General features: G+C 71.6%; 12 protein-coding genes. 8 read left to right on the top strand and 4 right to left on the bottom strand.

The features are described from left to right. Positions 1-153 precede the first annotated feature (153 nt). Positions 154-924: a hypothetical protein gene (locus tag ABZ934_RS02165; RefSeq protein WP_361307557.1), complete on the bottom strand. Its 771-nt coding sequence runs from the start codon at positions 922-924 to the stop codon at positions 154-156. A gap of 45 nt (positions 925-969) precedes the next feature. Then, a complete protein-coding gene (locus tag ABZ934_RS02160; RefSeq protein WP_361307555.1) occupies positions 970-1,122 on the bottom strand; it encodes a hypothetical protein in 153 nt (50 codons plus the stop codon). Between the two features lie 863 nt (positions 1,123-1,985). Between ABZ934_RS02160 and ABZ934_RS02155 the strand changes: the two genes are divergently transcribed. Together ABZ934_RS02155 and ABZ934_RS02150 are read left to right on the top strand one after the other, a co-directional pair. Beyond that, positions 1,986-2,816 carry an SAM-dependent methyltransferase gene (locus tag ABZ934_RS02155; RefSeq protein ID WP_361307553.1) on the top strand — a complete coding sequence of 277 codons (831 nt, stop codon included), beginning with the start codon at positions 1,986-1,988 and terminating at the stop codon, positions 2,814-2,816. A 131-nt stretch (positions 2,817-2,947) separates the two neighbouring features. Further along, on the top strand, positions 2,948-5,101 hold the full coding sequence (locus ABZ934_RS02150; protein ID WP_361308675.1) for an EAL domain-containing protein: 2,154 nt from the start codon (positions 2,948-2,950) through the stop codon (positions 5,099-5,101). Between the two features lie 106 nt (positions 5,102-5,207). On the opposite strand, the gene ABZ934_RS02145 is transcribed toward ABZ934_RS02150, so the two are convergent. Continuing rightward, a complete protein-coding gene (locus ABZ934_RS02145; RefSeq protein WP_361307551.1) occupies positions 5,208-6,281 on the bottom strand; it encodes an FAD-dependent monooxygenase in 1,074 nt (357 codons plus the stop codon). A gap of 106 nt (positions 6,282-6,387) precedes the next feature. Here ABZ934_RS02145 and ABZ934_RS02140 point away from each other — a divergent pair, with 106 nt between their 5' ends. Further along, positions 6,388-7,047, top strand: a complete 660-nt coding sequence (locus tag ABZ934_RS02140) for a TetR family transcriptional regulator (RefSeq protein WP_361307549.1) — start codon at positions 6,388-6,390, stop codon at positions 7,045-7,047. Positions 7,048-7,090: 43 nt separating this feature from the next. Here the strand turns inward: ABZ934_RS02140 and ABZ934_RS02135 are convergent, their stop codons facing one another. Then, a complete protein-coding gene (locus ABZ934_RS02135) occupies positions 7,091-7,969 on the bottom strand; it encodes a LysR substrate-binding domain-containing protein (RefSeq protein WP_361307547.1) in 879 nt (292 codons plus the stop codon). 94 nt (positions 7,970-8,063) lie between these two features. Here ABZ934_RS02135 and ABZ934_RS02130 point away from each other — a divergent pair, with 94 nt between their 5' ends. The 5 genes from ABZ934_RS02130 to ABZ934_RS02110 all read left to right on the top strand — a co-directional run bounded on the left by ABZ934_RS02130 (position 8,064) and on the right by ABZ934_RS02110 (position 14,346). Beyond that, on the top strand, positions 8,064-8,768 hold the full coding sequence (locus tag ABZ934_RS02130) for a succinate dehydrogenase cytochrome b subunit (protein ID WP_361307545.1): 705 nt from the start codon (positions 8,064-8,066) through the stop codon (positions 8,766-8,768). Between the two features lies 1 nt (position 8,769). Further along, on the top strand, positions 8,770-10,734 hold the full coding sequence (locus ABZ934_RS02125; protein ID WP_361307544.1) for a fumarate reductase/succinate dehydrogenase flavoprotein subunit: 1,965 nt from the start codon (positions 8,770-8,772) through the stop codon (positions 10,732-10,734). Beyond that, complete coding sequence (locus tag ABZ934_RS02120) at positions 10,731-11,471, top strand: succinate dehydrogenase/fumarate reductase iron-sulfur subunit (RefSeq protein WP_361307542.1); 741 nt, start codon at positions 10,731-10,733, stop codon at positions 11,469-11,471. Before ABZ934_RS02125 ends, ABZ934_RS02120 begins: the two co-directional genes overlap by 4 nt. Before the next feature lie 163 nt (positions 11,472-11,634). Then, on the top strand, positions 11,635-12,279 hold the full coding sequence (locus ABZ934_RS02115; protein WP_361307540.1) for a hypothetical protein: 645 nt from the start codon (positions 11,635-11,637) through the stop codon (positions 12,277-12,279). A gap of 138 nt (positions 12,280-12,417) precedes the next feature. After that, positions 12,418-14,346, top strand: coding sequence for a family 20 glycosylhydrolase (locus ABZ934_RS02110; protein WP_361307537.1), 1,929 nt, complete (start codon positions 12,418-12,420; stop codon positions 14,344-14,346). Positions 14,347-14,401: the final 55 nt, after the last annotated feature.

Here is a 14,401-nt window from a genome sequence, read left to right as displayed (position 1 = left end):
CGATGTCCGTCACGGTAGGCGGGGGTCCGGGGGCCCGCGATCAGGAACGGGCGAACGGGTCATATCGATGGGCCGAACCGGGGACGGGAGCCCCGTCCCCGGTTTGTCGGGGCGGTCGGGCCGACCGGCCGTCAGTGGGCGCGGCTGCCGCGCTCAGTCGCCGAGCCCGAGGTGCGGGAACTGGGCGAAGAAGGGTTCGGCGGTGGCCGCGATGCCCCTTCCGAAGGGTGCGTCGAAGTCCCAGATCAGGAACAGCAGGAAGGCGATCAGCGCGCTGAACAGCCCGGCCAGCAGCAGTTCGCGGAACGAGCGCCGGATCTGGAGCGTGAAGATCAGACCGACTGTCACGAGCGCCCCCACGACCAGACCGAACCACACCACCCCCGGCATCGTGGCCTGGGCGCTCTGCCCGCGGGCGTTGCGGGCGTCGTCCACCGCCGCGACCTGGTCGACCAGCGGCTGGTACGCCTGCCCCTCGTGGTCGGTCTTCGGCTCGTAGTCCGTGACGTCCCGGCGGATGCGTTCGAGCAGTTGGCCGCTGCGGTCGGTGATCTTGCCGTGGTCGGTCATCTCCTTCCACTCCGTGTCCACCACGTACGTCACGTACGCGTCGACGTCGGAGCGGATGGTCTTGCGGATCTCAGGCGGATAGACCTCGGAGCGGACGCTGATCTCGTGCAGGGCCTGCGACTCCTGGCGCACGTACTCCTGGGCGGCGCCGCGGCCCTCCCAGACGCCGGCGATCGCCAGTCCCAGGACGATCGCGTAGATCACCCCGATCATCATCGTCATGTACTCGATGACGTCCGGGGTCTCGCTGGGATCGTCGTCCTCGCCGATCCGGCGTTGGTTGAAGAAGGCGATGCTCAGTACCACGGCGCAGGCCGCGGCCATCGCCAGGGACAGGACGAGCCATTCCGACACGATGACTCCAAACAAGGGTGAGGGGCCGGGGCCCACGGGCCGGGCCTAGCGGGGCCGCAGCGCGACGATCGCGAGCACCGCGGGGGCCGCGGTCATGAGCGTGAAGGTGACCGGCGAGATGTGGTGTTCGGCCGGTTTGCGGGACGGTGCGTGGTAGGTGGGGCGGGCCACCGGCTTGGGGGCGGGTGGGGGCGTCACCGTCGGGGTGGGCGTGGGCTCCGGCTCGGGGGCCGGGGCCGGTTTCGGCGGGCGCGGGGCGGGCGGGTGCGCGACCACCGGCGGTGGCGGGGCGGGCCTCGGGGGCGCGGGCGGCGGCGGTGGCGTGGGCTTCGGTGGTGGGGGTGGCGTGGGCTTGGGGGAGGGGGGAGGTGGTGTGGGCGTGGGCGTGGGGGTCGGGGTCGGTTTCGGGGGGCAGGGCGGCGGAGGCGGTGGCGGGCAGTGGTGCCCGCCGTGGTGGCCCCAGCCCTGTCCGTCTCGGTGTCCGTCCGCCTGACCACGGCCGTTCCCGCGGTCGCTCCCATGACCGTCTTCGGGGGCGTCTTCGTGATGTCCGCCACCCAGGCCGGTCCCGGCCCGGATGGCGTGGGCGGCGGTGGGCACCCCGGCGGGGGCCCCGCCGTCGCCCGGGCCGATCGACGTGGAGGCGCGGCTATCGGCCACGGCCGGTGTGACGGACAACGCCGCCCACACCAGGACCGGTACCGCCAGCAGGCGCCGGGCACATGCTCTGTTCACCCGGGGAGCATGGGCGCGCATGAGCACCTGCACGCGGCGGTCGGCCGTGGTTCGCCTGAACGGGCGGAGTTCGGACCATAGTGGTTTGAGCCACCTTTTGACCGTCTTCCATGACCAGCCGGTCAATTCCCAAAAGGTATTTGTCGGTTTCTGTCACGGGGCGCGGCGACGCCCTTGCTCGCGTTAGGTGTGTGACCAAGAACGGATCGCCAATTTCCGCTTTCGCTCGCTCCGTTGGCCAATGATCAGTACATTCGGCTCGGACAGGAGTCCGGTTCCTGACCGACCCCACCGGACCACGGCACGACTACGGCTTGGAGACCCCGATGGAGCGCCCCGCCTGGGCCCCGCCAGGCATCGACATATCGGTGCCGAGCGTGTCCCGCATCTACGATTACTACCTGGGCGGTTCGCACAACTTCGAAGTCGACCGCCAGGCGGCCCGCCGGGCCATGGAATTCCTGCCGGGGCTTCCCAAGATCATGCAGGCCAACCGGGCGTTCATGCGCCGGGCCGTGCGCCACGCCGTCGCCGAGGGCATCACCCAGTTCCTCGACATCGGCTCCGGCATCCCCACCTTCGGCAACGTCCACGAGATCGCCCGCCAGGCCACCCCCGAGGCGCGTGTCGTCTACGTCGACCACGACCCGGTGGCCGTCGCGCACAGCCAGGCCGTCCTCGCCGGTGACGACCGGACCGACGTCGTCGCCGCCGACCTGCGCAAGCCGCAGGACATCCTGGCCGCGCCCGAGGTCACCCGGCTACTGGATCTGGGCCGTCCCGTCGCCCTGCTGCTCGTCGCCGTCCTGCACTTCCTGGAGGACACCGACGACCCGTACACCGCCGTCGCCCAGCTGCGCGACGCGCTCGCCCCCGGCAGCATGCTGATCCTCACCCACGCCTCCTACGAGGGCATCCCGCTCGCCGAAGAGGTCGCGGTCGGGGCCGTCGGCGTCTACCGGGACATCCGCAACCCCCTGGTGATGCGCACGCGCGAGGAGGTCACGCGTTTCTTCGACGGGTTGGAACTGCTCGAACCGGGCCTGGTGTCTATGCCGGACTGGCGCCCGGAGCTCACCGAATCCCCGGCGGACGGTGACACGCCGGAGGACCCGTTCGCCTTTTCGGGCTTCGCCGGCGTGGGACGCAAGGCGTGAGACTCCCGGCCCCGACCCCGCCGCCCGTCAGCCCGAGCCCGGCCCGTCCACCGGCGGCCGGGGCCGTGACGCCGGCGAAGCAGCCTTCGACCCGCGACGCTCCGCCCGGCCCGCATGCGGGCCGGGCGGACGTGCGGGAACAGCGCAGCGGGCTGGAGGACCGGATCGCGCGGTTCGCGACCATCTGGGGCCGGGCCATCTTCCCCGTCACGGCGACGTCGCTGACCCGCCCCGAATTCGAACGGCACCTGGTCCCGCTGACGCGCACGCTCACCGAGGCCCTGCACGCCCGGCCCTTCGACGCCTCCGCCGCCCAGCGGGTCGGCGCCGAACTCGTGGCCGTGCACTGCACCGACCCCGATGCCCTGGCGGGAACCCTGGGCGTCGTCGAGTCCTACCTGGTGCTGTACTGCGGTCCCGACGGCGTGGGGGCGGAGAGCACCGAGGAGTACCGGTCCCGCTGCGCGCGGCTCCAGCACGGCATCGCGGCCGGTTTCGCCCGTGCCCTGCGGGAGCGCACGCTGAAGGAGCAGGAGGCCATCGCGCGCTCCGCGCTGACCGCCCGCGCCGACGCGCAACAGGCGCTGCACGCGAGCGAGGAACGCTTCCGGGCGGTCTTCGAGGGGGCGGCCATCGGCATAGGTATCGCCGACCTGGAGGGCAACGTCCTGGAGGTCAACGACACGTTGCTCCAGATGTTCGGCGGCCTCGAAGGGCACGTCCGCAGCCGCAACGTCAGCGAGTGGGGCCACCCCGACGACACCCCCCACGTGTGGCGGATGTACGGCGAGCTGGTGCGCGGGGAGCGTGAGCACTACCGGGTGGAGAAGCCCTATTACCGCAACGACGGCACCGTCCTGTGGACCAATCTGACGGTGTCGCTGCTGCGGGACGCCGAAGGGCGGCCGCAGTACCAGCTGGCCCTGATGGAGGACACCACCGAACGCCGGCTGCTGAACCTGCGGCTGCGCTACGAGGCCACCCACGACGCCCTGACGGGCCTGCCCAACCGCACCCTGTTCTTCGAGCGGCTGGAGAAGGCCCTCAGCGGGGCCGGCGGACCTCGCTTCGGCCTCTGCTACCTGGACCTCGACGGGTTCAAGGCGGTCAACGACAGCCTGGGCCACTCGGCGGGCGACCGGCTGCTGGTGGAGGTCGCCGACCGGCTCCAGAGCTGCGCGACGGGACCGGGCGAGGTCGTCGCCCGGCTCGGCGGTGACGAGTTCGTGGCGCTGACCACCGGCTCCGACACCGAGGAGAAGGCCACCGAGATGGCGGTCCGGGTGCTGTCCGCGCTGTCCACCCCGATCCGGTTGGAGGGCCGCGAGCTGTCGGTGCGCGGCAGCATCGGCATCGTCGAGGGACCGGCGGGCGAACGGACCCCGGCGGAGGTGCTGCGCAGCGCCGACATCACGATGTACCGGGCCAAGGCGGCGGGCGGAAACCGGTTCGAGTTCGCCGACGAGGAGGCCGACGCCCGCGCCATCACCCGGCACGGACTGACCAACGCCCTGCCCGCCGCCCTGGAGCGCGGCGAGTTCTTCATCGAGTACCAGCCGCTGGTGCACATGCACGACGGCAGCGTGCACGGGGCGGAGGCGCTGGTGCGCTGGTCGCACCCGCAGTACGGGGTGCTGGGCCCGGACCGCTTCATCCCGCTCGCCGAGCGTACGGGTCTGATCGTCCCGCTCGGCCGCTGGGTCCTCGAGGAGTCCGTGCGTCAGGCATGCACCTGGCAGCGCCGGCACGGCGGCTCCGCGCTGCGCATCAACGTCAACCTCTCGCCGACGCAGTTGCACCACCCCGGCCTGGTCGCCGACACCGTCCGCGTACTGGAGGCGTCCGGCCTCGCCCCGGGCGCGCTCTGCCTGGAGGTCACCGAGTCGGCGCTGATCGGCGCCGACGACGAACTCCTGGAACCGCTGCGCCGGCTCGCCGCACTCGGCGTGGACATCGCCTTGGACGACTTCGGCACGGGCTACTCCAACCTGGCCAACCTGCGTCGGCTGCCCGTCAGCGTGCTCAAGCTGGACCGCTCGTTCACGCAAGGGATGCAGCAGCAGCCGGCCAACCCCGTCGACGTCAAGATCGTGCAAGGCATCGTCGCGCTGGCCCACAGCCTGGAACTCGCCGTCACCGTCGAGGGCGTGGAGACCGGTGTCCAGGCGGCGCAGCTCCGCGAGCTCGGCTGCGACACCGCCCAGGGCTGGTACTACGCCCGCCCCGGCTCCCCCGACCGGATCTACGCGCTGTCCCTCTCGGACGCCGTCCCCGCCCCGTCCTGACGGCCGGTTCCGGGCGCCGACGCCCGGCATCGCGGAGTCGTAGAGGGCGTGCGGAGGCGCTGAGGGGCGTGGAGTCGCGGGGCCGACACGGCGGGCCCCGGCGGGATCAGGCCAGGCCCGCCTCCGTCCCCCGGCCGGGCGTCCGGACGGCGTGCACGACCCGCTCGTACCGCCGCGCCGTGTCGGCGACGACTTCCATGGCCACCGGCAGGCGCTCCGCCTCGTAGGCGTCGAGCACGTCCTCCTGCCGGGCCGGGTCACCGAGCGCTGCGGCCAGGGTCCGGGCGAGGGCGACCGCGTCCTGGACGCCGGTGTTCATGCCCAGGCCGCCGGCTATCGGATGGACGTGCGCCGCGTCCCCGGCGAGGAAGGCCCTCCCCTCACGCATGCGGGTGGCCGCGCGGACGTTGATCCGCCAGTCGGAGAGCCAGGTGGCATCGGTGAGCCGGATTCCCGGCATGCGGGCGCACCGGTCGAAGATCCGCTGGAAGCTCTCCAGCGAGGGCGGCACACACCCGCCCTCGGCGTCCACCTCGGGTGCGGCCTGGAGCTGGAATCCGTCCGTCCCCGGGATGGGGCAGAGCAGTATCCCGCCGCCCTCCGAGGTGAACCACTGGTGCCAGAAGTCCCGGCTGAGCCCCGGCGCCCGCACATCCCCGAGGACCATCGCCGGCTCCTCCCGGGTACTGCCTTCGAAGGGGATGCCGAGGAGGCGGCGGGTGGTGCTACGACCGCCGTCACATCCGGCGAGGTAGCCGGCGGTCACCACGCTGCCGTCAGCGAGCTCCGCTCGCACGCCGGTCGCGTCGTGGGTGACGGCGACGAGCCGGGACCCGTACTCGACGCGGACGCCCAGCCCGGCGAGCCGGTCGCGCAGGGCCTGTTCGACCTGCCATTGCCCGATCAGTACACCGCCGTCGTCGACCAGGGTGTCCGCGACCGGCTCCCCGTCGAAGTACTTGCGCAGGACCACGCCCCGGCTGCCTACGGCCCTCACGGCCCCGGCCACACCGAGGGTTTCGAAGATCTCCAGACTGCCGGGCCGTAGCCCCTTGCCGCGGGACTCGCGGTGCGCGGCGGAGCGTTGTTCGAGGACCCTCACGGCGGCGCCGCGCAGCGCGAGGGCGCAGGCCAGGGTCAATCCGGTGGGGCCGGAGCCCGCGATCAGTACGTCGGTCATGGGAGGTCCTCTCCTCGTCGTTGCCCCTAGGAAAGCCGCTTCGTGGAAAAAATGCAACCCGGTAAAAAAAATAACCGAGTCATAAAATTCGTGGTACGCTCGGGACATGGAAAAGACGACCGATCCGCGCACGACAGGTCTGCGCGAGAGCAAGAAGTTGCGCACGCGCCACCACCTGGCGGCCACGGCGCTCGAACTGTTCCTGGAGCGCGGCTTCGACGCCGTGTCCGTGGCCGACGTCGCCGCCGCGGCGGAGGTCTCCAAACCCACCCTGTTCCGCTACTTCCCGACCAAGGAGGACCTGGTCCTCGACCGGTTCGCCGACCACCAGGACGAGGCCGCCCGCCTGGTGCGCGACCGCGAGTCGGACCAGAGCCCGGTCGGGGCCCTGCGCGCACACTTCCTGGCGGCGCTCGCCAAGCGCGATCCCATCACCGGCCTCTGCGACCACCCGACCGTGCTCGCCTTCCAGGGGCTGCTGTACGCCACCGGCAGCCTGGAATCCCGGCTCGGTCACTACACCGCCCGCGAGGTGGAACTGCTCGCCGCGGCGCTGGAGGAGGAGCGGGTCGCCCCGCTCGCCGCGCGGCTCGCGGCGCAGCACCTGGTGACGGTCCGCCACGAACTGGGCCGCGAGAACCACCACCGCCTCGCCGCAGGGCAGAGCGCCGACGCGGCGTACCCCACCGCCGTCGCCGACGCCGAACAGGCCTTCGCGATGCTGGCGGACGGCCTCGACCGCACCCTCTCCATACGCCGGTCCTGACGCCCCGCACCTTCCGGGAACCGGCCGGGTGGTGCGTGCGCCGTCAGGACAGCAGCATGCGCTTGAGTTCCCGGGCCGCGCGCGGGGGAGCGACGTCGGTGCGGTGGGCCAGGGCGATCGTGCGGCGCAGCGGCGAGCCCGAGAGCGGGGTGGCGCGCAAGCCCGGTCCGCCGTGGTCGACGACCATCGCCGGGACCACCGCGATACCGAGCCCCGCCCGCACGAAGCCGAGGACTGCGTCCATCTCGCCGCCCTCCACCGTGAACGCCGGCTCGAAGCCGGCCGCCCGGCAGGCCGCCACCGTCAGGTCCCGCAGGTCGTAGCCGTGCCGGAACATCACCATCGGCTCGTCGCGCAGCGCCGCGATGGTCAGTGGGCCGCCTCCGCCCGGCGCCGGCAGCTCCGCCGACGAGACCACCACCAGGTCCTCGGTCAGCAGCTCCACGGTCGTCAGCGCCGGCGCCGACGGCGGGAGCGGCAGCGCGATCAACGCCAGGTCCAGGACGCCGCGCGCGAGTTCCCGTACGAGGTCCAGCGAACCGCTCTCCTCGATCAGCAACTCGATCCCCGGGTGCGCGGTGTGAAAGGCGCGCAGTACGTCCGGCAGCAAGCCCGTGCAGACGCTCGGCGTGGCCCCCAGCCGCACCCGCCCGCGTCGCAGTTGCGCCAGCTCCTGCACCTCCAGGCGCGCCGTGTCCGCGTCCGCCAGAATCCGCCGGGCCAGCGGCAGTAGCGCCTCTCCCGCGTCCGTCAGGGCGATGTTCCCCCGCGCCCGGCTGAACAGCTCCGCCCCCAGCTCCCGCTCCAGGGCCCTGATCTGCTGCGAGAGCGACGGCTGTGCCACATGCACCCGCTCCGCCGCCCGGGTGAAGTGCCGGGTCTCGGCGACCGCCACGAAATAGAGGAGCTGCTGGAACTGCATCACCCCAGGGTATCGCCACTAATAGACAACGCCTATCGAGTGCAGCTCCATCATGTCTTGGACCTTTCAGGACCTTCGTCCCTACCGTCGTCCCATGGCTCTGGCACCGCGGACGGATCGACGGCCGTCCACCACGCGCACGCTCTGGGACTCCACCGTCGGCAAGAAGTCCGTGATGGCCGTCTCCGGCCTGATCATGCTCGGCTACCTGGTCGTCCACATGCTGGGCAACCTGAAGATCTTCTTCGGGTCGGAGGAGTTCAACGGCTACGCGCACTGGCTGCGCACCCTCGGATCCCCGTTCCTGCACCACGAGTGGGCCCTGTGGATCGTCCGCCTCGTGCTCGTCGCCGCCGTCGTCGCACACGCGGTCTGCGCCTACCAGCTCAGCCGCCGCGACATCAAGGCACGCCCCGTCAAGTACGCCCACAAGAGGCGCCGCGCGAGCTACGCCACCCGCACGATGCGCTGGGGCGGCGTCATCCTCGCCCTGTTCATCGTCTGGCACCTCCTCGACCTCACCACCCTCACCGTCAACAAGCGGGCGTGGGCCGGCCACCCCTACGAGAACGTCCTCGCCACCTTCTCCACCTGGTACGGGAACACGATCTACATCGTGGCCATGGCGGCGCTCGGGCTGCACGTGCGGCACGGCTTCTGGAGCGCCGCCCAGACCCTCGGCGCCGGCAACGCCCGACGCGAGCGGTCCCTCAGGTTCCTGGCCAACGCCCTGGCCCTCGTCCTCTTCGCGGGTTTCGTGTCCGTTCCCGTAGCCGTCATGACCGGAGTGGTGAGCTGAGATGACCAACACCGACAACACCGACTACGTCGCCTACACCACCGGCGAGCCCGTCACCGACACCAAGGCCCCCGCCGGCCCCATCGCCGAACGCTGGGACCGCCGCCGCTTCGAGGCCAAGCTGGTCAACCCGGCCAACCGGCGCAAGCACACCGTCATCGTCGTCGGCACCGGCCTGGCCGGCGGCGCGGCCGGCGCGACCCTCGCCGAACAGGGCTACCACGTGGTCCAGTTCTGCTACTCCGACTCCCCGCGCCGCGCCCACTCCATCGCCGCCCAGGGCGGCATCAACGCCGCCAAGAACTACCGCAACGACGGCGACTCCGTGCACCGCCTCTTCTACGACACCGTCAAGGGCGGCGACTTCCGCGCCCGCGAGTCCAACGTCCACCGCCTCGCCCAGATCTCCGTCGAGATCATCGACCAGTGCGTGGCCCAGGGCGTCCCCTTCGCCCGCGAGTACGGCGGCCTCCTCGACACCCGCTCCTTCGGCGGCGTCCAGGTCTCGCGCACCTTCTACGCCCGCGGCCAGACGGGCCAGCAGCTGCTCCTCGGCGCCTACCAGGCGCTGTCCCGCCAGATCGCCGCGGGCAACGTCGAGATGCACGCCCGCACCGAGATGCTCGACCTGATCACCGTCGACGGAGTCGCGCGCGGCGTCGTCGCCCGTGACCTGATCACCGGGAAGATCGGCACGTACTACGCCGACGCCGTCGTCCTGGCGAGCGGCGGCTACGGCAACGTCTTCTACCTCTCCACCAACGCCATGAACTCCAACGCGACCGCCATCTGGCGGGCGCACCGGCGCGGCGCCTACTTCGCGAACCCCTGCTTCACCCAGATCCACCCCACCTGCATCCCGCGCACCGGCGACCACCAGTCGAAGCTGACGCTGATGAGCGAGTCCCTGCGCAACGACGGCCGCATCTGGGTGCCCAAGGCCAAGGGGGACACCCGCCCCGCCGCGGAGATCCCCGAAGCGGAGCGCGACTACTACCTGGAGCGGATCTACCCCTCCTTCGGCAACCTCGTGCCCCGCGACATCGCCTCCCGTGCCGCGAAGAACGTCTGCGACGAGGGCCGTGGCGTCGGCCCCGGCGGCCAGGGCGTCTACCTCGACTTCGCGGACGCCATCCGCCGCATGGGCAAGGACAAGGTCGCCGAGAAGTACGGCAACCTCTTCGACATGTACGAGCGGATCACCGCGGAGAACCCGTACGAGGTCCCCATGCGGATCTACCCGGCCGTCCACTACACGATGGGCGGACTGTGGGTCGACTACGACCTCCAGACCACCGTTCCCGGCCTGTTCGCGATCGGGGAGGCCAACTTCTCCGACCACGGCGCCAACCGGCTCGGCGCCTCCGCGCTCATGCAGGGCCTCGCCGACGGCTATTTCGTCCTGCCCTCCACCATCAACGACTACCTGGCCCGCAACCCGCACCACGACAGCGTGGACGACACCCACCCCGAGGCGGCGGCCGTCGTCCGCGAAACCCGCGACACCCTCGCGAAGCTGCTCGCCGTCGACGGCGACCGCACCCCGGACTCCTTCCACCGCGAGATCGGCGAGCTCATGTGGGAGTTCTGCGGCATGGCCCGCACCGACGCCGGCCTGCGCAAGGCCCTCGCCCGCATCCCGGAGATCCGCGAGGAGTTCTGGCGGCGGATCAAGGTCCCGGGCAGCGGGGAGGAGCTCAACCAGTCGCTGGAGAAGGCCAACCGCGTCGTCGACTACCTGGAGCTCGCCGAGCTGATGTGCCTCGACGCGCTCCATCGCGCCGAGTCCTGCGGCGGCCACTTCCGCGAGGAGTCCCAGACCCCCGACGGCGAAGCCGCCCGTCGGGACGAGGAGTTCGGCTACGCGGCGGCCTGGCAGTACCAGGGGACGGGCACCGCGCCCGTCCTGCACAAGGAAGACCTCGTCTTCGAGTACGTCCACCCCACCCAGCGGAGCTACGCATGAAGCTCACCCTGCGCGTCTGGCGCCAGCGAAACGCCGACGCACCCGGCGCCATGGCCTCCTACGAGGTCGACGGCATATCGAAGGACATGTCCTTCCTGGAGATGCTCGACACCCTCAACGAGGACCTCATCCTGCGCGGTGAGGATCCGGTCGCCTTCGATCACGACTGCCGCGAAGGCATCTGCGGCGCGTGCAGCCTCGTCATCAACGGCGACGCCCACGGCCCCGAGCGGACCACCACCTGCCAGCTCCACATGCGGGCCTTCGCCGACGGCGACACCATCGACGTCGAACCGTGGCGCGCCTCGGCCTTCCCGGTGGTCAAAGACCTCGTCGTCGACCGCAGCGCCTTCGACCGGATCATCCAGGCCGGCGGTTACATCACCGCCCCCACCGGCTCCGCCCCCGAGGCGCACGCCAACGCCGTGCCGAAGGCCGACGCCGACTACGCCTTCGAACACGCCGAGTGCATAGGCTGCGGCGCCTGTGTGGCGGCCTGCCCCAACGGCTCCGCGATGCTGTTCACCTCCGCCAAGGTCAACCACCTGAACGTGCTGCCGCAGGGCTCGCCCGAGCGGGAGACGCGGGTCCTGGACATGGTGGCCCGGATGGACGACGAAGGCTTCGGCGGCTGCACCCTGACCGGCGAATGCGCCACGGCCTGCCCCAAGGGCATCCCGCTGCCGTCGATCGCCGCGATGAACAAGGAGTGGCTCCGCGCGGTCCGCAAGGGGTAGTACCCGACCGCCCTCGGGTCGGGCGAGACCCCGGCGGAGGGATCCGACGACGGACCCGACGACGGATCCGAACGAGGGATCCGATCCGCCGACCGGGGGCTCGTGGCGGCCGTACGTCGCGCCGCGACCGGGCGGTATCCCGGCCGTGGGGGACAGTGACCCCATGCCACAAGCCCCCGCCGGGTCCGGACCGCGCCGCCGAGCCGTGCTGGCCGCCGCCCTCGCCCCGCTCGCGGTGGCGGGCTGCACCACGGAGTCCGCGCGCCCGGCCCCCGGCCCGAAAGCCCGCCCCGAGGACGCCCTCGTCATGATCATCCGGCACGGGGAGCAGCCGCCCCCCGGGGACACCGGCGAGGACGACGACGGCAACGAACACCCCGGGTCCCTGGCCGGCCGGGGCGAGCGCCGCGCCGAGGAACTCCCGCGGCTGTTCCCCCCGGCGGCCCGGGCTCCGTTGCCGCGCCCGGCGGTGATCTTCGCGACGGGCGGTGGCCCGTCCGCGCCCGCCCGCAGCAAGCAGACCGTGGGGCCGCTGGCGACGGCCCTGCGCCTGCCCGTCCGCGCCGAGTTCGCCATCGGCGCGGAGCCGGCCCTGGCGCAGGCGGTGCTGGCCGCGCGGATGCCCGTACTCGTCTGCTGGGAGCACCCGGGCATCCCCCGCCTGGTCCGCGCCCTCGGCGCCCACCACGTCCTCGGCGTCCCCGCCGCCTGGCCCGACCGCCACGACCTGGTCTGGATGTTCACCCGCCACCAGGGCCGATGGGACTTCCGCGAACTCCCGCAACACCTGTTGGCCGGCGACGCTTAGGGGATGTCCGGACGGGCATCAGACTGCGCGACCGTGCTCGATCCGGCCGGGTTCCGAGCATGTATTGACATGTACGCGGCACTGGGCTGCACTTGAGCCCCCGTTCCGCTCCGCGGCCACAGCCGGCTGGAGGCACCCATGCGTCTGCTCGGACTCCTGATCGCCGCCGTCTGCGCGGTCTGCGCGCCGGCCCTCCCCGGTGCCGCCGCCCACCCCACCCCGGTGGCCGCCGCCCCCGTGGCCGCCGTCGCGCCGCCGCAGACCGTACCGGCCCTGCGGCAATGGACGGCCGGCGCCGGTACCTACACCTTCACCGCCGCCACCCGCATCACCGTCGACCCCGCCTTCACCGCCCAACTCGCCGACGTGGCAGCCACCTTCGCCGACGACCTGGCCGCCCTGACCGGCCGCAGCGTGGCCGTGGTCAGCGCCGCCCCGGCCCCCGGGGACATCGGCCTCACCCTCGGGGAGCCCGCCCTGCCCGCCGAGGGCTACCGGATGACCGTCGCCGCCTCCGTCACCATCCGGGCCGCCACCGACACCGGCGCCTTCAACGGCACGCGCAGCGTCCTGCAACTGCTCCACCAGTCCACATCGGTGCCGGCCGGAACGGCGGTCGACTGGCCCGCCAAGGCGGAGCGCGGGCTCATGGTCGACCAGGGACGGAAGTTCTTCACCGTCGACTGGCTCAAGCAGCACATCAAGGAACTCGCCTACCTCAAGCTCAACACCTTCCACTTCCATCTCTCCGACACCTTCGGCTTCCGCCTGGAAAGCTCCACGCACCCCGAGATCGTCTCCACCGACCACTACACCAAGCAGGACATCGCCGACCTCGTCGCCCTCGGTCGTAAGTACCACGTCACCATCGTCCCGGAGGTGGACACACCCGGGCACATGAACGCGGTGCTGGCGGCGCACCCCGAACTCAAACTCAAGAGCGGCTCCGGCGCCCTCAGCCCCGACTTCATCGACCTCTCCCTCCCCGCCTCGTACACCCTGATCAAAGACCTGATCGACGAGTACCTGCCCCTGTTCCCCGGGCCGTACTGGCACATCGGAGCGGACGAATACGTCACCGACTACACCAAGTACCCCCAGCTCCTCTCCTACGCCCGCGCCCACTACGGCGCGAACGCCACCGCCAAGGACACCTACTACGGGTTCGTCAACTGGGCCGACGCGCTGGTCCGGGCCGGCGGCAAGACCACCCGCATGTGGAACGACGGCATCAAGTCCGGCGACGGAACGCTCACCCCGAACCCCGCGATCGTCGTCGAGTACTGGTACACCTACGGCCTCACCCCACAGCAGTTGGCCGCTGCCGGGCACACCGTCGCCAACGAATCCTGGACGCCCACCTATTACGTGCTCGGCGGCGCGAAACCCGACACCAAGTGGATGTACGAGACCTGGACCGCGGACCGCTTCGAGGGCGGCAACACCCTCTCCGACGCGGCGAAGAACCCCGGCTCGCTCCTCCACGTCTGGTGCGACAACCCCACGGCCGAGACCGAGGACCAGATCGCGGCGGGGATCATGTACCCGGTGCGCGCCCTGGCCCAGCAGACCTGGGGTTCACCGAAGCCGGCGGCGACGTACGCGGCCTTCACACCGATCGTGGCGGCCGTGGGCCACAACCCCGCCTGGCCGGGCGTCGTCCGACCGGGCGACCTGGCCCTGGGCCGCCCCACCACCGCGTCCAGCACCGAGACGGCGAACTTCCCCGCGGCCGCCGCGACGGACGGCGATCCCGGTACCCGCTGGTCCAGCGCGTACCGCGATCCGCAGTGGCTCCAGGTCGACCTCGGCGCCGTCCGCCGTATCGACCGCGTGGTGCTGCGCTGGGAGGCCGCGTACGGCAAGTCGTTCCGTATCCAGCTCTCCGACGACGCCGCCACCTGGCGCACCGTCTACTCCACCACCACCGGCGCGGGCGCCGTCCAGGACCTGACCGGCCTGACCGGTTCCGGCCGCTACATCCGCGTGTACGGCACCCAGCGCGGTACGGCGTACGGTTACTCCCTCTACGAGTTCGAGGCGTACGGGGACCCGGCCCACCAGTAGGGGCAGATCGCCTGAGCCTCCCCGGCGCCGATCGCGAAGACCTGCCGGCTCACCT

It is taken from the genome of Streptomyces sp. NPDC046557 (genome assembly GCF_040645975.1).
Taxonomy (GTDB): domain Bacteria; phylum Actinomycetota; class Actinomycetes; order Streptomycetales; family Streptomycetaceae; genus Streptomyces.
Note: the sequence above shows the minus strand (reverse complement) of the source record. Positions and strands in the feature narration are given on the sequence as shown.

Coding starts and splice junctions, on each gene's coding strand:
- ABZ934_RS02115 (WP_361307540.1), top strand. CDS start 11,635: ATGCCACAAGCCCCCGCCGGGTCCGGACCGCGCCGCCGAGCCGTGCTG.
- ABZ934_RS02130 (WP_361307545.1), top strand. CDS start 8,064: ATGGCTCTGGCACCGCGGACGGATCGACGGCCGTCCACCACGCGCACG.
- ABZ934_RS02145 (WP_361307551.1), bottom strand. CDS start 6,281: ATGACCGACGTACTGATCGCGGGCTCCGGCCCCACCGGATTGACCCTG.
- ABZ934_RS02135 (WP_361307547.1), bottom strand. CDS start 7,969: ATGCAGTTCCAGCAGCTCCTCTATTTCGTGGCGGTCGCCGAGACCCGG.
- ABZ934_RS02110 (WP_361307537.1), top strand. CDS start 12,418: ATGCGTCTGCTCGGACTCCTGATCGCCGCCGTCTGCGCGGTCTGCGCG.
- ABZ934_RS02155 (WP_361307553.1), top strand. CDS start 1,986: ATGGAGCGCCCCGCCTGGGCCCCGCCAGGCATCGACATATCGGTGCCG.
- ABZ934_RS02120 (WP_361307542.1), top strand. CDS start 10,731: ATGAAGCTCACCCTGCGCGTCTGGCGCCAGCGAAACGCCGACGCACCC.
- ABZ934_RS02125 (WP_361307544.1), top strand. CDS start 8,770: ATGACCAACACCGACAACACCGACTACGTCGCCTACACCACCGGCGAG.
- ABZ934_RS02140 (WP_361307549.1), top strand. CDS start 6,388: ATGGAAAAGACGACCGATCCGCGCACGACAGGTCTGCGCGAGAGCAAG.